The 17,195-nt window shown below is 47.6% G+C and carries 31 protein-coding genes; all 31 read right to left on the reverse strand.

The window, feature by feature from the left end; genetic code table 11:
• Positions 1-693, reverse strand: a complete 693-nt coding sequence (locus P40081_RS32600) for a phosphoadenylyl-sulfate reductase (RefSeq protein ID WP_039310345.1) — start codon at positions 691-693, stop codon at positions 1-3.
• Positions 694-936: 243 nt separating this feature from the next.
• A complete protein-coding gene (ltrA, locus tag P40081_RS32605) occupies positions 937-2,328 on the reverse strand; it encodes a group II intron reverse transcriptase/maturase (protein WP_081969805.1) in 1,392 nt (463 codons plus the stop codon).
• 473 nt (positions 2,329-2,801) lie between these two features.
• Positions 2,802-3,194 (reverse strand): 30S ribosomal protein S9, encoded by a 393-nt coding sequence (gene rpsI, locus P40081_RS32610; RefSeq protein ID WP_042140127.1) that lies wholly within the window; start codon positions 3,192-3,194, stop codon positions 2,802-2,804.
• Positions 3,195-3,214: 20 nt separating this feature from the next.
• Entirely contained in the window at positions 3,215-3,652 is a 438-nt protein-coding gene (rplM, locus tag P40081_RS32615; RefSeq protein ID WP_042140128.1) for a 50S ribosomal protein L13, read from the reverse strand.
• Positions 3,653-3,885: 233 nt separating this feature from the next.
• Complete coding sequence (truA, locus tag P40081_RS32620; RefSeq protein WP_042140129.1) at positions 3,886-4,665, reverse strand: tRNA pseudouridine(38-40) synthase TruA; 780 nt, start codon at positions 4,663-4,665, stop codon at positions 3,886-3,888.
• Positions 4,666-4,843: 178 nt separating this feature from the next.
• On the reverse strand, positions 4,844-5,209 hold the full coding sequence (gene rplQ / locus P40081_RS32625; RefSeq protein WP_019908254.1) for a 50S ribosomal protein L17: 366 nt from the start codon (positions 5,207-5,209) through the stop codon (positions 4,844-4,846).
• Between the two features lie 41 nt (positions 5,210-5,250).
• Positions 5,251-6,195 (reverse strand): DNA-directed RNA polymerase subunit alpha, encoded by a 945-nt coding sequence (locus P40081_RS32630; RefSeq protein ID WP_039298711.1) that lies wholly within the window; start codon positions 6,193-6,195, stop codon positions 5,251-5,253.
• Between the two features lie 131 nt (positions 6,196-6,326).
• Complete coding sequence (rpsK, locus tag P40081_RS32635) at positions 6,327-6,722, reverse strand: 30S ribosomal protein S11 (protein ID WP_019908251.1); 396 nt, start codon at positions 6,720-6,722, stop codon at positions 6,327-6,329.
• A 19-nt stretch (positions 6,723-6,741) separates the two neighbouring features.
• Positions 6,742-7,110: a 30S ribosomal protein S13 gene (gene rpsM, locus P40081_RS32640; protein ID WP_025706577.1), complete on the reverse strand. Its 369-nt coding sequence runs from the start codon at positions 7,108-7,110 to the stop codon at positions 6,742-6,744.
• A gap of 19 nt (positions 7,111-7,129) precedes the next feature.
• On the reverse strand, positions 7,130-7,243 hold the full coding sequence (rpmJ, locus tag P40081_RS32645) for a 50S ribosomal protein L36 (protein WP_003322638.1): 114 nt from the start codon (positions 7,241-7,243) through the stop codon (positions 7,130-7,132).
• 53 nt (positions 7,244-7,296) lie between these two features.
• Positions 7,297-7,512: a translation initiation factor IF-1 gene (gene infA, locus P40081_RS32650; protein WP_018753971.1), complete on the reverse strand. Its 216-nt coding sequence runs from the start codon at positions 7,510-7,512 to the stop codon at positions 7,297-7,299.
• 2 nt (positions 7,513-7,514) lie between these two features.
• Positions 7,515-7,823 (reverse strand): KOW domain-containing RNA-binding protein, encoded by a 309-nt coding sequence (locus P40081_RS32655; protein WP_042140130.1) that lies wholly within the window; start codon positions 7,821-7,823, stop codon positions 7,515-7,517.
• Positions 7,824-7,834: 11 nt separating this feature from the next.
• Positions 7,835-8,587: a type I methionyl aminopeptidase gene (gene map / locus P40081_RS32660; RefSeq protein ID WP_042140131.1), complete on the reverse strand. Its 753-nt coding sequence runs from the start codon at positions 8,585-8,587 to the stop codon at positions 7,835-7,837.
• A 4-nt stretch (positions 8,588-8,591) separates the two neighbouring features.
• A complete protein-coding gene (locus P40081_RS32665) occupies positions 8,592-9,236 on the reverse strand; it encodes an adenylate kinase (RefSeq protein ID WP_042140132.1) in 645 nt (214 codons plus the stop codon).
• Between the two features lie 98 nt (positions 9,237-9,334).
• Positions 9,335-10,633: a preprotein translocase subunit SecY gene (gene secY / locus P40081_RS32670; RefSeq protein WP_042140133.1), complete on the reverse strand. Its 1,299-nt coding sequence runs from the start codon at positions 10,631-10,633 to the stop codon at positions 9,335-9,337.
• Entirely contained in the window at positions 10,633-11,073 is a 441-nt protein-coding gene (gene rplO / locus P40081_RS32675) for a 50S ribosomal protein L15 (protein ID WP_039298666.1), read from the reverse strand. Before rplO ends, secY begins: the two co-directional genes overlap by 1 nt.
• Before the next feature lie 40 nt (positions 11,074-11,113).
• Positions 11,114-11,299, reverse strand: coding sequence for a 50S ribosomal protein L30 (gene rpmD / locus P40081_RS32680; protein WP_019908243.1), 186 nt, complete (start codon positions 11,297-11,299; stop codon positions 11,114-11,116).
• Between the two features lie 14 nt (positions 11,300-11,313).
• Positions 11,314-11,811: a 30S ribosomal protein S5 gene (rpsE, locus tag P40081_RS32685; RefSeq protein ID WP_036652980.1), complete on the reverse strand. Its 498-nt coding sequence runs from the start codon at positions 11,809-11,811 to the stop codon at positions 11,314-11,316.
• Positions 11,812-11,838: 27 nt separating this feature from the next.
• The gene (gene rplR / locus P40081_RS32690) at positions 11,839-12,207 is read right to left on the reverse strand and encodes a 50S ribosomal protein L18 (RefSeq protein WP_042140134.1); all 369 of its coding nucleotides are present in this window, start codon (positions 12,205-12,207) and stop codon (positions 11,839-11,841) included.
• 84 nt (positions 12,208-12,291) lie between these two features.
• Positions 12,292-12,834 carry a 50S ribosomal protein L6 gene (rplF, locus tag P40081_RS32695; RefSeq protein ID WP_036721827.1) on the reverse strand — a complete coding sequence of 181 codons (543 nt, stop codon included), beginning with the start codon at positions 12,832-12,834 and terminating at the stop codon, positions 12,292-12,294.
• A gap of 30 nt (positions 12,835-12,864) precedes the next feature.
• The gene (rpsH, locus tag P40081_RS32700) at positions 12,865-13,263 is read right to left on the reverse strand and encodes a 30S ribosomal protein S8 (protein WP_019908239.1); all 399 of its coding nucleotides are present in this window, start codon (positions 13,261-13,263) and stop codon (positions 12,865-12,867) included.
• Between the two features lie 32 nt (positions 13,264-13,295).
• Positions 13,296-13,481 carry a type Z 30S ribosomal protein S14 gene (locus tag P40081_RS38055; RefSeq protein ID WP_036589425.1) on the reverse strand — a complete coding sequence of 62 codons (186 nt, stop codon included), beginning with the start codon at positions 13,479-13,481 and terminating at the stop codon, positions 13,296-13,298.
• Between the two features lie 44 nt (positions 13,482-13,525).
• Entirely contained in the window at positions 13,526-14,068 is a 543-nt protein-coding gene (gene rplE / locus P40081_RS32705; protein WP_039298657.1) for a 50S ribosomal protein L5, read from the reverse strand.
• A gap of 30 nt (positions 14,069-14,098) precedes the next feature.
• Positions 14,099-14,452 (reverse strand): 50S ribosomal protein L24, encoded by a 354-nt coding sequence (gene rplX / locus P40081_RS32710; RefSeq protein ID WP_019908235.1) that lies wholly within the window; start codon positions 14,450-14,452, stop codon positions 14,099-14,101.
• A 56-nt stretch (positions 14,453-14,508) separates the two neighbouring features.
• Positions 14,509-14,877: a 50S ribosomal protein L14 gene (gene rplN / locus P40081_RS32715; protein ID WP_019908234.1), complete on the reverse strand. Its 369-nt coding sequence runs from the start codon at positions 14,875-14,877 to the stop codon at positions 14,509-14,511.
• A 38-nt stretch (positions 14,878-14,915) separates the two neighbouring features.
• Positions 14,916-15,182, reverse strand: a complete 267-nt coding sequence (rpsQ, locus tag P40081_RS32720) for a 30S ribosomal protein S17 (RefSeq protein ID WP_039298654.1) — start codon at positions 15,180-15,182, stop codon at positions 14,916-14,918.
• Between the two features lie 43 nt (positions 15,183-15,225).
• A complete protein-coding gene (rpmC, locus tag P40081_RS32725) occupies positions 15,226-15,423 on the reverse strand; it encodes a 50S ribosomal protein L29 (RefSeq protein ID WP_019908232.1) in 198 nt (65 codons plus the stop codon).
• Positions 15,413-15,847: a 50S ribosomal protein L16 gene (gene rplP, locus P40081_RS32730; RefSeq protein ID WP_039298647.1), complete on the reverse strand. Its 435-nt coding sequence runs from the start codon at positions 15,845-15,847 to the stop codon at positions 15,413-15,415. Before rplP ends, rpmC begins: the two co-directional genes overlap by 11 nt.
• 2 nt (positions 15,848-15,849) lie before the next feature.
• Entirely contained in the window at positions 15,850-16,515 is a 666-nt protein-coding gene (rpsC, locus tag P40081_RS32735) for a 30S ribosomal protein S3 (RefSeq protein WP_039298645.1), read from the reverse strand.
• 13 nt (positions 16,516-16,528) lie between these two features.
• Positions 16,529-16,861, reverse strand: a complete 333-nt coding sequence (gene rplV / locus P40081_RS32740; RefSeq protein ID WP_036680546.1) for a 50S ribosomal protein L22 — start codon at positions 16,859-16,861, stop codon at positions 16,529-16,531.
• 31 nt (positions 16,862-16,892) lie between these two features.
• The gene (rpsS, locus tag P40081_RS32745) at positions 16,893-17,171 is read right to left on the reverse strand and encodes a 30S ribosomal protein S19 (protein ID WP_039298640.1); all 279 of its coding nucleotides are present in this window, start codon (positions 17,169-17,171) and stop codon (positions 16,893-16,895) included.
• Positions 17,172-17,195: the final 24 nt, after the last annotated feature.

The following is a 17,195-nucleotide window of genomic DNA, read 5'->3' on the forward strand; positions in this document are numbered from 1 at the left end:
TTATTTATGCAATCCACATTCTGTTTTGTCTGATCCGGACCATCTTCCGGCACGCGGATCTTCACCAGGCATAACAGCCCGGGTGCATTGCTCACAGCCGATACTAGGGAAGTTACGGTCATGAAGCGGGTTATAGACTACATCATTCTCGCGGATATAATTCCATACATCCTCTGTGGTCCAGCTTGCAATCGGATTAAACTTTACAAGGCCAAATTTGTTATCATACTCCACCTTTTTGGAGTTGGCGCGGGTTGGCGCCTGGTCACGGCGAATTCCGGTAATCCAAGCGTCGTATTGCGAAAGAATACGCGTGAGCGGCTCAACCTTACGGATGGCGCAGCATTGATTCGGGTCAGTGTTCCAAAGCGCCTCACCATACTGCAGCGCCTGCTCTTCCACTGTAATCTGCGGCGATACACGGACGAACTCCATTCCGTACTTGTCAGCCATAATATCTCTTGTCTCATAGGTTTCCTTGAAATGATAATCGGTATCGAGATAGAACACATCTGTCGACGGGCTGACCTTCTGGATCATATCCACCAGTACTACATCCTCGGCACCAAAGCTGCAGGCAAAGGTTATATTAGGAAAAGTCTCTACCGCCCAGCGGATAATCTCTTCGGGAGTGGCATTCTCCAATTCTTCAGCTTTAACTTTGATTAAATCCTCTTTCTCAAGCAGATTCATTTAATCTTCCTCCATCCGGATATAGCCAAGATCGAATCCTCTGAGAGATTAATCCCGACTAATTCTATATGGTATAGTATATCTGTTTCAGTGCCGAAGTCAATGGGTTTTGTTCATTTTGGAATAAAGTATTCGGGAATTTAATATTTTGGTGATATAAACAAATCGAGTAGGAGGGGGCGGCAAGCCCCCGTCCTCTCACACCACCGTACATGCGGGTCCGCATACGGCGGTTCCAAAAGGTTAACAAAGTTCCAGATAGCGTGAAAGTAAACTCTTCAGCCCTTTTGCTTCCCAATAGGAAGTCGAAAGGGCGTTATTCGTGTTCCGGGACATTTCCCACGCGCCTCGCCGCGAGTTGGCCATCTTAAAACAAGCCCACTTTGGAACCCCGAGTGCTCGAAGCTCGCGGATTCGTGTACGTACTCGTTTCCACTGTTTCCACAGACACATTCGAAGTCTCCTCCGAATCCACTGGTCCAGTGTTTGGAAGTGTGTCTTCGCCGAGGCTAGACGGAAATAACCGAGCCAACCCATCAGATAGCGGTTCAGTCGGTAAATCCTTTCTTCCATGGAAATGGACCAGGTACGTTTCGTTAGCTCTCGAATTCTCCCTTTAAAAGCTGCGAGACTCTTCGGAGCAATCCGAATCGTTGCCTGTTTCTGGCTCAGGAAACTGAATCCTAAGAACTTTCGGTGCCAAGGTCTCGCTACCGCACTTTTCTCCCCGTTTACTTTCAGTTTTAGCTTTCCTTCTACAAACCGACTTACCGATTCCATGACACGCTCGCCTGCTCGTTTACTCGCCACAAAGATATTACAGTCGTCCGCGTAGCGTACGAATCGCAAACCTCGCCCGGTCAGTTCCTTGTCCAGATCATCCAATAGAATGTTTGCTAGAAGCGGACTAAGCGGACCGCCTTGTGGCGTTCCCTCCCGGCTACGCTCCCATTTTCCATCCACCATAACTCCGGCGTTTAAGTAAGCACGGATTAGCGTCAGCACTCTTTTGTCCTCCACTTTCCGCGCCACTCTTGCCATTAGCATGTCGTGGTTTACCTTGTCAAAGAATTTCTCCAGATCCAAATCCACGACCCATCTGAGGCCGCCTTGGATATATCTTTGGGCTTGTTTAACGGCGTCATGCGCGCTCTTCCCCGGCCGAAAGCCGTAGCTGTACCACGAGAATTGTGCGTCAAAGATCGGGTTCATGACTTGTAAAAGTGCTTGCTGGAGGAAACGGTCCATCACAGTCGGGATGCCTAGCTGCCGTACACCGCCTCCAGGTTTGGGGATTTCCACCCGTTTGACTGGCGCAGGTCTGTAAGTTCCCGTCAGAAGTTCAGTTTTCACCGATGTCCAGTGCGTATTCAGGTAAACTTGTAGATTCGCTACCGTTACACCGTCCACACCGGGCGCTCCTCCATTTTGCACCACTCGTTTGTAAGCGAGTCGAAGGTTATCTCCTTTGAGCATTTGCTCCAGCAAGTTGTTCTGGTCTTCGCGAGAGGAAGGGACGACTTGTGCCGACGAAGAACTCGGCGCTCCGGCATACCCTGACGGCTTCACCGCTTCTCTTTGCCGCAAGCTCCCTTGCGAGATATTCTGCTGTCGTTGCTCTTCATGCGAACGCATCGCTTTCCTCTCTCCTTTCGGTTCAGCCCTTCCGTAAATTGTTGCAACAGCTTACGTACTATGGCTTCTGCTGACTCCTGCCAGTTCAGCGCAGCCTCTCAGCTACGGTTACAAGTTTTTTTTTCTTGCTTATCTGACAGGTCTCCCCAGATAAGAACGTCATCTGTCTGCCCGCGACCACTGGAGTATACCGCGCCAGCCCTTGGCGGCTTTGGATTTCGTCATGTTTAGGTGACTCATCCGACTGACACAGCCTCAAATCCAGTTCGTGTACCTTGGCCCGTGCTTTTGCCTCCGGCTTCCTTCAGATTCCACCTCACGGTGGACACCCTTGCCCTTGGCTAACGGTAGGCGCTCGCCAGCCCCCGTTCGGGACTTTCACCCTAAAGATGACGCCCATGCTGGGCGTACTAAAAAAGCTCCCGGCCATAAAGGCCAGGAGCTTGAGTTCCTTGTTATCAAGGAGACAGCTATTAACGTTTCGAGAACTGTGGAGCACGACGAGCGGCTTTGAGGCCGTATTTCTTACGTTCCTTCATACGTGGGTCACGAGTCAGGAAGCCGGCTTTCTTAAGCGCACCGCGATATTCAGGGTCTACTTTGAGCAATGCACGGGAGATCCCGTGACGGATTGCGCCAGCTTGACCGGAAATGCCGCCACCATGTGCAAGAACGATTACATCGTAGTTGCCCAGAGTTTCAGTCAGGTTCAAAGGTTGTCTTACGATCATCTTCAGTGTTTCCACACCGAAATATTCGTCCATCTCGCGTTTGTTAATGACAATGCGTCCTTCACCCGGTACAAGGCGAACACGTGCTACCGAATGTTTACGACGACCTGTCCCATAGTATTGTACTTGTGCCATGAAACTGTCCTCCTCTATTCTTATCCGCGAAGTTCGTAAACTTCAGGTTTTTGTGCTGCATGTGGATGTTCAGCGCCTGCATATACTTTGAGTCTCAGTTTCATGTGATCCCCTTGACGAGTCTTAGGAATCATGCCGTGAACTGCGAATTCAATCATACGCTCAGGTTTGGTTTTGATCAGGTCTTCAGCAACAGTGACTTTCAAACCACCTGGGTGCATCGAGTGACGGTAGTATTTCTTGTTTTGCATTTTCTTACCGGTCAGGTGAATCTTCTCAGCGTTGATAACAATTACGAAATCTCCAGTATCAACATGTGGAGTGAATTGCGGTTTGTGTTTGCCACGGATTAGAGCAGCGGCTTCGCTTGCCAAACGGCCAAGTGTTTTGCCTTCGGCATCAATGATGTGCCAATTGCGTTCAACTTCGTTCGGCTTCGCCATATAGGTGGTACGCATGAATGTTTCCTCCTTGTTCTCGTACGAAAATCATCTGTTTCGTATATCTTGTTTCTCATTGGATTACAATTATGTGAGTTAAGAAAAGCTTGTTTGTTGGCATTTCCTTGATCGGGGCTGTGGGATAGCCATCAAGAAAACACAACTTTTATATTACAGCATAAACATGACAAGTGCAAGTGATTTTTAACTTTTCAAACACTATTTTTCATAGAAAATAATGTGCTGATCGTTTAGTTCTCATTCTCGTCATATTCTACACTCCAGAGTGCCAAACCCTTAGACACAGCCGTAGGTCCGGCCGCTGCGCGGTCACATGCCGCAAGAATTACAGGGATTCTATCCGCGCTGATCTTGCCTTGCCCCACTTGCATCAACGTGCCCATAATAATGCGTACCATATGCTGCAGGAAGCCGCTGCCTGTAATATACGTATGGATAACACCCTGATCGGGAGACCCGGGCCGGCACATGCTGCGGTCCACCTCAAGACGTGCTTCAAATATCGTGCGTACATGCGAAGTCTTGGTAGACTTCCTGGACGCAAATGAAGTGTAATCATGGGTGCCCAGCAGCCCAGCCAACCCCTGCTCCATCGCCGGAATATCCAGCTTCATCGGATGATGATGCTGCCAGCGCCGCTGGAACGGGTCCGGGAACCGGTTGCCGTTAATCGTGTACCGGTAAGTTTTACGCTTCGCTCCTCTACGGGAGTGGAAAGAGAGCGGAACCTCCCAGGCCTCGGTAACCACGATATCCTGCGGAAGCCTGGCGTTCAGAGCCAGACACCAGCGTTCCAGCGGGATCTGGGAAGAGGTTATGAAATTAAAAGGTTGGCCATAAGCGTGCACTCCTGCGTCTGTCCGTCCTGAGCCCGTTATCTTGAGCGTCTCACCGGTCAGATGAAGAATGGCATGCTCCAGCTTGTCCTGAATCGTATTGCCCTGAGGCTGGGTCTGAAAGCCATCATAATGGGTACCGTCATAATTGACTTTCATCAATAGATTGCGCATTTCATTCTCCTGTTAGTCCATAGGTTTTTCTGTTTCATAAAAAAAGAGCCCCGGCGGGAGCTCCTTCTACTCTATACAAGGTGATTCCCGCGGTTATTTGCACGGCAGGGTCAAAATGCCCTGCAGTACAATAACGTTAAATACGTAATGCGTACATCCGGAAATCATGCTTGTGAAACTACGCGCGGTCTACCAGTTCAAGATAAACCATAGGCGCAGCATCGCCACGGCGAGGTCCCAGCTTCAGGATACGAGTGTATCCGCCTGGACGCTCAGTGTAACGAGGAGCAATATCAGAGAACAATTTTTGGATTGCATCTTGTTCACCGTCTACAGTCTCACGACGAACAAATGCTGCTACTTGACGACGAGCATGAAGATCGCCCTTTTTCGCTTTTGTGATCAGTTTCTCAGCGATGGAACGAACTTCCTTCGCCTTGGCTTCTGTTGTCTGGATGCGTTCGTATAGGAACAGATCCGTTACCATATCGCGGAATAGTGCTTTGCGCGCGCTGGAATCACGGCCCAATTTTTGGTATGCCATTTGTTTTCCCTCCTTCACTCAAATCTCAAGAAGCCCTATAACTATTCTTCTGTACGAAGACCCAAACCAAGCTCCTCAAGCTTCTCTTGAACTTCTTCCAAAGATTTGCGGCCCAGGTTACGGACCTTCATCATATCTTCTTCAGTTTTCGTAGTCAGCTCTTGCACGGTATTAATACCGGCACGTTTGAGGCAGTTGTAGGAACGGACAGAAAGATCTAGCTCTTCGATGGTCATCTCGAGTACTTTTTCTTTTTTGTCTTCTTCTTTTTCAACCATAATTTCGGCGTCTTTCGCTTCGTCCGTAAGACCTACGAACAGAACGAGGTGCTCGTTCAAAATTTTGGCTCCAAGACTAACGGCTTCTTCCGGTCTGATACTGCCATCCGTCCAAATTTCAAGCGTCAATTTGTCGTAGTTAGTCACTTGACCAACACGGGTATTATCAATACCATAATTCACGCGGGAAATAGGAGTGTAGATGGAGTCAACTGGAATAACACCGATTGGCTGATCGTCGCGTTTGTTCCGGTCCGCTTGGACGTAGCCGCGACCACGGCCTGCAAAAATGCGCATGTGTAGTCTCGCTCCAGGTCCCAGCGTTGCAATATGAAGATCCGGGTTCAGGATCTCAACATCGCTATCCGCACGAATATCACCTGCGGTAACAATGCCTTCTCCTTCAGCATCAATCTCGAACACTTTCTCTTCATCCGAATGAATCTTCAGAGACAGAGCTTTAAGGTTCAGGATGATTTCCGTCACATCTTCCATTACGCCGGGAACGGTCGAGAACTCATGCAGAACGCCGTCAATTTGGACCGAAGTCACTGCGGCTCCCGGAAGGGAGGAAAGCAAGATCCGGCGAAGCGAATTCCCCAGAGTCGTGCCATATCCACGTTCCAGCGGTTCAATTACGAATTTCCCATAGGTTCCATCATCATTGGCTTCTACGGTCTCAATCTTCGGCTTTTCGATTTCTATCACGAGTGTACCCCTCCTTCAAACGTCGCTCCTATATGAAACAGTCACCCCATCAGGTGTATCATGTAGTATGCCTAAACACCTATTATTAGCAGATGCGTCAGAATTATACCACAATCACAATTCTGATTTTACTAAACGCGGCGACGCTTCGGCGGACGGCATCCATTGTGAGGAACCGGAGTAACGTCTTTAATGAGGTTTACTTCAAGGCCAGCGGCCTGAAGGGAACGGATGGCTGCTTCGCGGCCCGCGCCCGGTCCTTTAACCATAACTTCAACGGACTTCATGCCGTGTTCCATAGCTGCTTTAGCAGCAGATTCGGCTGCCATTTGCGCTGCAAATGGAGTCGATTTACGGGAACCTTTGAATCCTTGACCGCCGGAGCTTGCCCAGGAAATTGCATTTCCGTGAGGGTCCGTGATCGTAACGATAGTGTTATTGAACGTGGAACGGATATGTGCCACGCCAGACTCGATATTTTTCCGGTCGCGACGTTTCGTACGTACGACTTTTTTCGGTTTAGCCATTGTCTCTTATCACCTCTTCTTATTTCTTTTTGTTTGCTACCGTACGACGCGGGCCTTTACGGGTACGGGCATTTGTTTTGGTACGTTGACCGCGAACAGGCAATCCACGACGGTGACGAACACCGCGGTAACAGCCGATCTCAGTAAGACGTTTAATATTCAAGGAAATTTCACGACGAAGGTCACCTTCAACCTTAACCTGCTTGTCGATCGTTTCACGCAGTTTGCTGACTTCATCTTCCGTCAAATCACGGACACGTGTGTTAACGTCAATGCCTGTTTCATTAAGAATTTTCTGGGAAGTCGTTTTACCGATTCCGAAAATATAAGTCAAGGCGATCTCAACGCGCTTATCACGTGGCAAATCCACTCCAGCTATACGAGCCATTTTACGCTACACCCCCTTCTTAACCTTGTTTTTGTTTGTGTTTCGGATTTTCGCAAATTACCATAACAGTCCCTTTGCGGCGGATGACTTTGCATTTTTCGCAAATGGGCTTTACAGAAGGTCTTACCTTCATGTTAATTACCTCCTCAAAGTTTTGCGAAGCAAAACTTTTGTTGTAGTTCCCATCTATTTACGGTAAGTTATACGGCCTTTTGATAAATCATAAGGCGATAACTGCACGACCACTTTGTCTCCGGTTAGGATACGGATAAAGTGCATCCGCAATTTCCCGGACACATGGGCAAGTATTTGATGACCGTTCTCAAGCTCAACCTTAAACGTTGCGTTAGGCAACGGCTCAATGACCGTTCCTTCTACCTCAATGACATCTTCCTTAGCCACAGTTAGTCTCCTTTCTCATTAGCACTTTTTCCAGCTGGCCCCCCATACTTCATCACTGCGAACCGCAGCTTTCCGTTGGTTACCCGGCCGGTTTCTTCCAAACTATCTACAATCTCATTGCTGATGAAGGGTATGAGCTCCAAGTGCTGAATATTCTTCTTCTTTGGACTATCAAACTTGCGTTTGTCCCCGTCAGCAATATATACAAATCTGCTATCAACAACTGCGATAACAACGGCAGCCTCTCCGGCATCCTTGCCTTTGAGAATTCTCACGATTTGACCAATCTGCGGGCTGCTCCCAGTATTCACGTGAAGATCACCTACGCATTCAGTTTTGTGAAAATCTCCATGCCGTCCGGTGTAACTGCTACTGTATGCTCAAAGTGAGCGCATAGTGAACCGTCTACCGTAACGACCGTCCAGTTATCTTCCAGCGTTCTGACATATCTGTCCCCGGCGTTAACCATCGGCTCAATCGCGAGTACCATACCCGGCTTCAGACGTGGTCCGCGGTCCGCTATGCCATAGTTCGGAATTTGCGGTTCTTCATGCAGTTCTGCCCCAATGCCATGACCAACATACTCGCGGACAACGGAGAAGCCGGCGTCCTCGATGTACTGCTGGATAGCATGGGAGATTGTAAACAAGCGCACATCCGGTTTGATTAACGCCAGTCCTGCGTACAAGGAGCCTTCCGTGACGTCCAGCAGACGCTGAGCCTCTTCAGAAATGCTGCCCACCCCGTAGGTCCAGGCGGAATCACCGTGATAACCGCGGTACTCTGCACCGATATCCAGCGTAACAATATCGCCTTCTACCAGTTTGCGTTTACCTGGAAATCCATGCACCAATTGTTCGTTGACTGAAGCGCAAATGCTGGCAGGAAAACCGTTGTAACCTTTGAAAGACGGCACAGCACCTTGACTGCGGATGTATTGATCGGCGATTCTGTCGAGTTCTCCAGTTGTAATACCAGGCTCTATAGCCTCAGCAATACGGCGGTGACTCTCGGCAACAATTCGTCCAGCTTCCCTCATAAAGGCAAGTTCCTGTTCGGATTTACAAATGATCATTACATTAACCCCGCAATAAAGACACGATTTCGGAAGAAACGACATTGATTTCGTTTTCTCCGTTTACCTGACGCAAAAGACCTTTATCGTCATAAAATGCAAGCAGCGGCGCTGTTTTGTTATCATACTCATCCAGACGCTTGCCTACACTCTCTTCGTTGTCATCCGGACGTTGATACAATTCACCGCCATCAATGTCGCAGATGCCATCTTGCTTCGGCGGGTTGAAAATTAAATGGTAGGATGTTCCGCAAGTGCTGCAGATCCGGCGTCCTGTAAGGCGCGCCATCAGCAGTCCGCGGTCCACATTCAAGTTGATTACGTGATCCAATGAAGTGCCGAGTCGGCTAAGGATTTCTCCCAGCGCTTCCGCTTGCGAAAGGGTTCTTGGAAAGCCATCCAATAAAAAACCTTTTTCGCAATCGGACTGCTGCAGCCGTTCTTCAACGATTCCAATAGTCACATCATCAGGTACAAGCAAGCCTTGTTCCGTGTAAGATTTAGCTTTCAGCCCGATTGGAGTTCCCTGCTTGATCGCCAAGCGGAAAGCATCTCCAGTCGAAATATGCGGAATACCAAGTTCCTTCACTACTACAGCGGCTTGTGTTCCCTTGCCTGCCCCAGGAGGGCCCATGAATAAAATGTTCACGATTCTCTTCTCCCCCCAAAAGTTCGCCACCAAGCAAGAAACAGCACAATAGGTACCGGGAAGTTTAAAACCCTAGGTACTTCACCGGAACCTATCGCCTATTTATTGATGAAGCCTTTGTAATGGCGTTTGATCAATTGGCTCTCGATCTGCTTCATGGTATCCAATGCCACACCGATTACGATCAGCAGCGCAGTACCGCCGATTTTAACCTGCTTAGGCAGCCCTGCCAGAGTACCAAAGAACATTGGCAAGATAGAGATCAAAGCCAGGAACAACGCGCCAGACATAGTCAGGCGGGACATTACTCTGGTCAGATACTTCTCAGTTGCCTTGCCCGGACGAATACCTGGAATGTATCCGCCGTTCTTCTTCATATTCTCTGCCATCTGCTGCGGATTCATCTGAACAAACGTATAGAAGAACGTAAATCCGATGATCATTACCACATACAGGAGCATTCCGAGCGGTGCTTCAATTGCCAAGTACTTGGCAATCCATTTTGCCCAATCATGTGTAGACCAGAAAGATGAGAGAACAACCGGGAATTGAAGCAGTGAAACGGCGAAGATAACAGGAATTACACCAGCCGCATTAATTTTAAGCGGAATATGCGTATTCTGTCCACCGTACATTTTGTTACCGACTACGCGTTTAGCATATTGTACAGGGATTTTACGGATACCTTGTTGAACAAAGATAACCCCGACAATAATCGCTACAACCACGAGCAGTATAATAACGACTTTAAGAATATTCAGGAACATCTGATCCGGCTGAATGAAGCTTGATTGTGCCGTAGCCGTGAAATATCCCGGTATAGCAGCGACGATTCCCGCAAAAATCAGGATCGAAATCCCGTTTCCTATTCCCTTTTCAGTGATCTGTTCACCTAACCACATCAAGAACGATGTACCCGCCGTCAGTATGATCGCGATAAGCAGGTAATCCGCAAAGGTTGCATTTGGAATCATCTCAGTGCCATAAATCCGGTTAAAACCGATAGATGTGGCAAACGCTTGAATCAAACCTAGCACTACTGTGCCGTAACGCGTAATTTGCGCCAGTTGTTTTTTCCCGTGCTCCCCTTGCTTAGCCCATTCGGCAAACTTAGGGATAACATCCATCGAGAGCAATTGCACTATGATGGATGCTGTAATATACGGGTAAATGCTGATCGCAAAAATCGAGAAGTTTTTGAGCGCTCCGCCCGAGAAGGTGTTCAAAAGACCCATCAAAGCGTCTCCGCTCTGATTTGTTGATTCCAGTACTTCTTTGTTCACACCGGGAACCGGTACAAACGAACCGATGCGGTAAATGATCAGAACGAACAGGGTAAACAGGATCTTTTTGCGCAAATCTTCAACATGCCATATATTCTTAAGCGTCTTGAACATTAGATCACCTCGGTTTTACCGCCGGCAGCTTCGATTTTCTCTACCGCAGATTGAGAGAACTTATTTGCTTGTACAGTCAATTTAACAGCCAGTTCGCCATTGCCGAGAATCTTAATGCCGCTCTTAGTGTTGCTGACAACACCAGTTTCAAGCAACAGTTGTGGAGTCACTTCTGTTCCTTCAGCAAAGCTATTCAGATCTTCCAGGTTCACAATCGCGTACTCTTTACGGGTAGGATTGATGAAACCACGTTTAGGCAGACGACGATAGAGTGGATTTTGTCCACCCTCGAAGCCTGGACGCACACCACCGCCGGAACGGGAGTTTTGACCTTTGTGACCGCGCCCCGAAGTTTTACCGTTCCCGCTACTTGGACCACGACCAACGCGGTTGCGTTCTTTGCGTGAACCAGGAGCTGGAGCAAGTTCATGTAACTTCATCGTTTGCACCTCCTTATGTTTGTTAATTTATGCGAGGCAATTAGCCTTCAATTTCAGTAACGGATAGCAAGTGACTCACTTTGTTGATCATTCCGCGAATTGCAGGAGTATCGTTGTGAACCACGGACGAGTTGGTTTTGCGCAGGCCGAGCGTCTTAACAGTAACACGTTGTGTTTCTGGACGTCCGATCACACTGCGTACGAGGGTAATTTGCAACTTTGCCATTGACGTTCCCCTCCTTAACCGCGTAATTCTTCGACAGATTTGCCGCGAAGCTTCGCGACCTCTTCAATGCGTTTCAGACGGGAAAGTCCCTCTAAAGTAGCATTGACCATGTTCATGGAATTCGAAGAACCCAAAGATTTTGTCAAGATGTCGCCAACGCCTGCCAATTCAAGTACCGCACGAACTGGACCACCAGCGATAACGCCGGTACCTTCGGATGCTGGTTTCAGCAGAACGCGTCCTGCGCCGAAATGCCCAGTAACCAAGTGAGGAATCGAAGTTCCTACGATTGGAATGTGGATCAGGTTTTTCTTGGCGTCTTCAATGCCTTTACGGATGGCATCCGGAACTTCGCCGGCTTTACCGATACCCGCACCGACATAGCCGTTGCCGTCGCCCACAACAACAAGTGCGCTAAAGCTGAAACGGCGTCCGCCTTTTACAACTTTTGCAACACGGTTAATGTGCACAACTCTTTCTGTCAGTTCTAAACTGTTCGGATCTACACGCAAGTCGTTAACCTCCTTTTAAGAAATATTCTAGAATTCAAGACCAGCTTCGCGTGCTGCGTTAGCCAAAGCCTGAATCCGTCCATGGTACAAGTATCCACCGCGGTCAAATACAACCACTGCATAACCTTTTTCTTTAGCGCGCTCAGCGATCAATTGACCCACTTTGCCTGCAGCTTCAACGCTGCCGCCATTTCCGATTGTAGCACTCAATTCTTTATCCAGTGTGGAGGCGGATACGATAGTAGCGCCTGTCACGTCATCGATCAATTGAGCGTAGATGTGTTTCGAAGAACGGAATACGTTCAAACGTGGACGCTCAGTAGTACCCTGGATCTTCTTACGAACACGCAGGTGTCTTTTGAGACGAGCCTTGTTTTTATCCTCTTTTGTAATCATGACTTCCCTTTCACTCCCTTCAGTTTGCCGTAAACAGCTTCACTTTAAGATGCACGGGGTATCTTACAATTAAGGTAGAGCTGGTTATTTCTTCTTACCAGCTTTACCTTCCTTGCGGATGATACGCTCGCCTTCATATTTGATACCTTTACCTTTGTACGGTTCTGGTTCACGTACGGAACGGATTTTGGCAGCATAAGCGCCTACGCGTTCTTTATCGATACCTCTAACGATGATCTTCGTGTTCGCAGGAACATCGAACTCGATACCTGCTTCCGGTGTAATTTCAACCGGGTGGGAGTAACCAACGTTAAGTACGATTTTATCTCCGGATTTGCTTGCACGATATCCGACCCCAACCAGCTCCAGAGATTTCGAGAAACCTTCAGTCACACCACTCACCATGTTGTTGACAACGGAGCGGGTTGTGCCGTGAAGTGAACGATGCAATTTGTTGTCCGACGGGCGAACAACAGTGATTTCGTTATTTTCAACTGTAATCTTCATGTCTTTATGAAGCTCACGAGTCAAAGTGCCTTTAGGACCTTTTACTGTAATAACGGCGTTGTCCAAAGTGACATCTACACCGCTAGGTACTGCGATTGGTTTGCGACCAATACGAGACATGTGTTGCACCTCCTTATCTTGTGACGTTTATTACCAAATGTAGCAGACAACTTCTCCGCCGGATTTTGATTGACGAGCTTCTTTGTCGGTCATAACTCCCTTAGATGTGGAGATAATCGCGATTCCCAGACCACCGAGTACACGAGGCACTTCATTGCTCTTCGTGTAAACGCGAAGACCTGGTTTACTGATTCTTTTCAGACCAGAGATAACGCGTTCCTGGTTCGGGCCGTATTTCAAGAAAATACGGATAATCCCTTGTTTGCTATCTTCAACGAATTCAGCATCACGGATGAAACCTTCACGTTTCAAGATGTCCGCGATTTGTTTCTTCATAGTAGAAGCAGGCATTTCTACTGTCTCGTGACGCACAGTGTTGGCGTTACGAATACGAGTAAGCATATCTGCAATAGGATCAGACATAGTCATGTGTGTAAACCTCCTTCCCGTTTATAAACTTCTTACCAACTTGCTTTTTTCACGCCAGGAATCTGGCCTTTATAAGCTAATTCACGGAAACAAATTCTGCAAATTTTGAACTTTTGCAATACCGAATGTGGACGACCGCAACGCTCGCAACGTGTATATGCACGTACTTTGAACTTAGGCTCGCGTTGTTGTTTAACTTTCATTGAAGTCTTTGCCACTTAGACTGACACCTCCTAAACATTTTCGGAGAAATGGATGATTCTTATTTTGTGAAAGGCATTCCCAGCTGATTCAGCAGCTCACGGGATTCCTCGTCCGTCTTTGCAGTCGTTACAATAACGATGTCCATACCGCGGACTTTATCCACTTTGTCATATTCGATTTCCGGGAAGATCAATTGCTCTTTAAGACCCAGTGTGTAGTTACCACGGCCATCAAAGGCTTTGTTGGAAATACCACGGAAGTCACGTACGCGTGGAAGCGTTACGTTGATCAATTTATCCAGGAAGTAATACATACGCTCGCCGCGCAGTGTTACTTTAACCCCGATCGGCATATTCTCGCGCAGTTTAAAACCGGCGATGGATTTCTTTGCTTTAGTGATAACTGGCTTTTGACCAGTGATCAATTGCATATCATTTACTGCAGCATCAAGTACTTTGGAGTTTTGAACAGCGTCACCCACACCCATGTTAATGACGATCTTCTCGATCTTAGGCACTTGCATAACAGTAGTATAGTTAAACTTCTGCATCAGAGCAGGTGTAATTTCATTCAGAAAACGTTCTTTCATTCTTGCTGCCATGAAGATTTACCTCCTTTCTTTAGGACTGTATTAGTCGATAATCTCTCCGGATCGTTTTGCTACCCGAACCTTCTTACCGTTATCGAGCACTTTGTAGCCAATACGTGTTACTTTACCGCTCTTCGGATCGATGTGCATTACGTTGGACACATGAATCGAAGCTTCTTGCTCGATGATTCCACCCTGTGGATTCAACTGGTTCGGCTTCTGGTGTTTTTTCACCATGTTCACGCCTTCTACCAGGACGCGGTTTTCACGAGGATAAGCAGCGATGACACGGCCTTTTTTACCTTTGTCTTTCCCGCTGATCACAAGTACCACATCATCTTTCTTCACGTGCAGTTTATTGTTATGGGATTCCAGAACTTTTTTCACTCTAGGCATTTATTACACCTCCTATAACTGACCTTTTCAATTAAAACCGAGACGGGCTCGATTTATTAGATTACTTCCGGTGCCAAGGAAACGATCTTCATGTAGTCCTTGTCGCGAAGTTCGCGAGCAACTGGTCCGAAGATACGTGTTCCGCGCGGGCTTCTGTCGTCTTTTACAACAACAGCTGCGTTTTCGTCGAATGCGATGTAAGATCCATCTTTACGGCGTACAGAACGTTTCGTACGAACAACTACCGCCTTAACAACATCACCCTTTTTGACAACGCCGCCTGGTGTTGCTTGTTTAACGGAACAAACGATCAAATCGCCGATTGCTGCTGTACGGCGTCCAGTACCACCTAGTACGCGGATACACATCAGTTCCTTCGCACCAGAGTTGTCAGCCACATGCAAACGTGTAAATGGTTGAATCATTATTAATTTCCTCCTTCCGGAAAGGGTTCAGCTTCGTATTAGATGATTACCGCTTTTTCTACCACTTCAACCAGTCTCCACCGTTTGTCTTTGGACAATGGACGAGTTTCCATGACTTTCACGACATCACCAATTTTAGCTACATTCTCTTCATCATGTGCCTTGAATTTCTTCGTGGACTTGATGCGTTTGTGATACAGATTGTGCTTTTTATAGGTTTCAACAGCAATTACGATGGTTTTATCCATTTTATCACTGACTACTTTACCGGTCAGCACTTTACGTGCATTACGTTCTTCGCTCATAGTTAGCCTCCTTCCTGATTACGGATTAAGAATCCGCGGTCACTTAACTGATCCCAAGTACTCTTTGATGGATAACGGTTTTAGCACGAGCTATTTCCTTGCGCACGTCACGAATCCGAGTCGGGTTATCCAGTTGGCCAGTTGCCAATTGAAAACGGAGATTGAAAAGTTCCTCTTTGAATCCAGCGATCTTTTGTTCAATCTCGGCAGTGGTTAAGTTGCGAAGTTCATTAGCTTTCATTTGCTTCACCACCCAATTCTTCACGTTTCACAAACTTAGTCTTTACAGGCAGCTTGTGAGCGGCAAGACGCATCGCTTCACGAGCGATTTCTTCCGACACGCCTCCGAGTTCGAACATAATCTTGCCCGGTTTAACTACGGCTACCCACTTCTCAACGTTACCTTTACCACTACCCATACGAACCTCGAGAGGCTTCTGAGTAATAGGCTTATCTGGGAAAATCTTGATCCATACCTGACCGCCACGTTTGATGTAACGAGTCATTGCGATACGGGCAGCTTCGATCTGACGGTTAGTGATCCACGATGGTTCCAGAGCCTGCAAACCATATTCGCCGAAGTTCAATTCTGTACCGCCTTTTGCCATACCCTTCATGTGACCGCGTTGTTGCTTGCGGTGTTTAACGCGTTTTGGTACCAACATGATTAGTTGCCTCCTTCCTGAGCAGCTTGTTTCTTAGCTGGGGGAAGAACTTCTCCACGGTAGATCCATACTTTTACGCCGATCAGGCCGTAAGTTGTATGTGCTTCAGCTGTTCCGTAATCGATATCAGCACGAAGCGTATGAAGTGGAACTGTTCCTTCGCTATAACCTTCTGAACGGGCAATCTCAGCGCCGCCAAGACGTCCGCCTACTTGAGTTTTAATTCCCTTTGCGCCGGAACGCATAGTTCTCTGAATAGCTTGTTTCAGTGCACGACGGAACGATACGCGACGTTCCAATTGTTGTGCAATGCTTTCTGCAACCAGAATTGCATCCAGTTCAGGGTGTTTAATTTCATTGATGTTGATGTGTACTTTTTTGCCACCGGCGATAGTTGTAACTGCGCTGCGAAGTACTTCTACTTCTGCTCCGCCTTTACCAATTACCATACCAGGTTTAGCAGTGTGAATTGTAACGTTCACGCGGCTTGCCGCTCTTTCGATTTCAATGCGGGAAACAGCGGAATCCTTCAACTTGCCTTTAAGGTATTCCCGGATTTTGACGTCTTCCATTAAAAGAGTACCGAAATCTTTGCCTGCATACCATTTAGATTCCCAATCGCGAATAATACCGACTCGGAGTCCGACTGGATTTACCTTTTGACCCACGTGTTATCCCTCCTTATTTCTCAGATACCACCAAAGTAATGTGGCTGGTACGTTTGTTAATCCGGCTTGCGCGGCCCATGGCGCGCGGACGGAAACGTTTCATAGTTGGACCCTGGTTAACGAAAACTTCGCTTACGAACAAGCTGTTCACGTCCAAAGAGTAGTTATGCTCAGCGTTCGCAATCGCCGAGTTCAGTAGCTTCTCAACAACCGGAGAAGCGGATTTCGGAGTGTGGCGAAGAATTGCAATTGCTTCCCCCACTTGCTTGCCGCGAATCAAGTCAACAACCAGTTTCGCTTTACGAGCGGAAATCCGCACCGATCTTGCATGTGCTTTTGCTTCCATTGTTTTCCCTCCTCTCAAACGAAGACGTTAATTATCTTCTGGTTTTCTTATCGTCACCCGCGTGGCCTTTGTAAGTACGTGTTGGCGCGAACTCGCCCAACTTGTGACCTACCATATCTTCTGTTACGTATACAGGCACGTGTTTGCGGCCGTCATATACACCAAACGTATGTCCGATAAACTGAGGGAAAATGGTTGAGCGACGGGACCAAGTTTTAACTACAACTTTCTTATCTGCCTCGTTCAAATCCTCAACTTTTTTCAGCAGGTAGCCATCAATAAACGGCCCCTTCTTTAAACTGCGACCCATGTGTGAATCCTCCCTTCATCCGGT

The sequence above is a fragment of the Paenibacillus sp. FSL P4-0081 genome (assembly GCF_000758565.1).
In the GTDB taxonomy this organism is placed as follows: Bacteria; Bacillota; Bacilli; order Paenibacillales; family Paenibacillaceae; genus Paenibacillus_AQ; species Paenibacillus_AQ phytohabitans.

What these genes read in the sequence shown, in the direction of transcription:
- P40081_RS32600 (WP_039310345.1), bottom strand. Translation starts at nt 693, where the DNA reads ATGAATCTGCTTGAGAAAGAGGATTTAATCAAAGTTAAAGCTGAAGAA.
- ltrA (WP_081969805.1), bottom strand. Translation starts at nt 2,328, where the DNA reads ATGCGTTCGCATGAAGAGCAACGACAGCAGAATATCTCGCAAGGGAGC.
- rpsI (WP_042140127.1), bottom strand. Translation starts at nt 3,194, where the DNA reads ATGGCACAAGTACAATACTATGGGACAGGTCGTCGTAAACATTCGGTA.
- rplM (WP_042140128.1), bottom strand. Translation starts at nt 3,652, where the DNA reads ATGCGTACCACCTATATGGCGAAGCCGAACGAAGTTGAACGCAATTGG.
- truA (WP_042140129.1), bottom strand. Translation starts at nt 4,665, where the DNA reads ATGCGCAATCTATTGATGAAAGTCAATTATGACGGTACCCATTATGAT.
- rplQ (WP_019908254.1), bottom strand. Translation starts at nt 5,209, where the DNA reads ATGGCATACCAAAAATTGGGCCGTGATTCCAGCGCGCGCAAAGCACTA.
- rpsK (WP_019908251.1), bottom strand. Translation starts at nt 6,722, where the DNA reads ATGGCTAAACCGAAAAAAGTCGTACGTACGAAACGTCGCGACCGGAAA.
- rpsM (WP_025706577.1), bottom strand. Translation starts at nt 7,110, where the DNA reads ATGGCTCGTATAGCTGGAGTGGATTTGCCACGTGATAAGCGCGTTGAG.
- rpmJ (WP_003322638.1), bottom strand. Translation starts at nt 7,243, where the DNA reads ATGAAGGTAAGACCTTCTGTAAAGCCCATTTGCGAAAAATGCAAAGTC.
- map (WP_042140131.1), bottom strand. Translation starts at nt 8,587, where the DNA reads ATGATCATTTGTAAATCCGAACAGGAACTTGCCTTTATGAGGGAAGCT.
- secY (WP_042140133.1), bottom strand. Translation starts at nt 10,633, where the DNA reads ATGTTCAAGACGCTTAAGAATATATGGCATGTTGAAGATTTGCGCAAA.
- rplO (WP_039298666.1), bottom strand. Translation starts at nt 11,073, where the DNA reads ATGAAGTTACATGAACTTGCTCCAGCTCCTGGTTCACGCAAAGAACGC.
- rpmD (WP_019908243.1), bottom strand. Translation starts at nt 11,299, where the DNA reads ATGGCAAAGTTGCAAATTACCCTCGTACGCAGTGTGATCGGACGTCCA.
- rplR (WP_042140134.1), bottom strand. Translation starts at nt 12,207, where the DNA reads ATGATTACAAAAGAGGATAAAAACAAGGCTCGTCTCAAAAGACACCTG.
- rplF (WP_036721827.1), bottom strand. Translation starts at nt 12,834, where the DNA reads ATGTCTCGTATTGGTCGCAAACCAATCGCAGTACCTAGCGGTGTAGAT.
- rpsH (WP_019908239.1), bottom strand. Translation starts at nt 13,263, where the DNA reads ATGACTATGTCTGATCCTATTGCAGATATGCTTACTCGTATTCGTAAC.
- rplE (WP_039298657.1), bottom strand. Translation starts at nt 14,068, where the DNA reads ATGGCAGCAAGAATGAAAGAACGTTTTCTGAATGAAATTACACCTGCT.
- rplX (WP_019908235.1), bottom strand. Translation starts at nt 14,452, where the DNA reads ATGCCTAGAGTGAAAAAAGTTCTGGAATCCCATAACAATAAACTGCAC.
- rplN (WP_019908234.1), bottom strand. Translation starts at nt 14,877, where the DNA reads ATGATTCAACCATTTACACGTTTGCATGTGGCTGACAACTCTGGTGCG.
- rpsQ (WP_039298654.1), bottom strand. Translation starts at nt 15,182, where the DNA reads ATGAGCGAAGAACGTAATGCACGTAAAGTGCTGACCGGTAAAGTAGTC.
- rpmC (WP_019908232.1), bottom strand. Translation starts at nt 15,423, where the DNA reads ATGAAAGCTAATGAACTTCGCAACTTAACCACTGCCGAGATTGAACAA.
- rplP (WP_039298647.1), bottom strand. Translation starts at nt 15,847, where the DNA reads ATGTTGGTACCAAAACGCGTTAAACACCGCAAGCAACAACGCGGTCAC.
- rplV (WP_036680546.1), bottom strand. Translation starts at nt 16,861, where the DNA reads ATGGAAGCAAAAGCACATGCAAGATCGGTGCGGATTTCCGCTCGTAAA.
- rpsS (WP_039298640.1), bottom strand. Translation starts at nt 17,171, where the DNA reads ATGGGTCGCAGTTTAAAGAAGGGGCCGTTTATTGATGGCTACCTGCTG.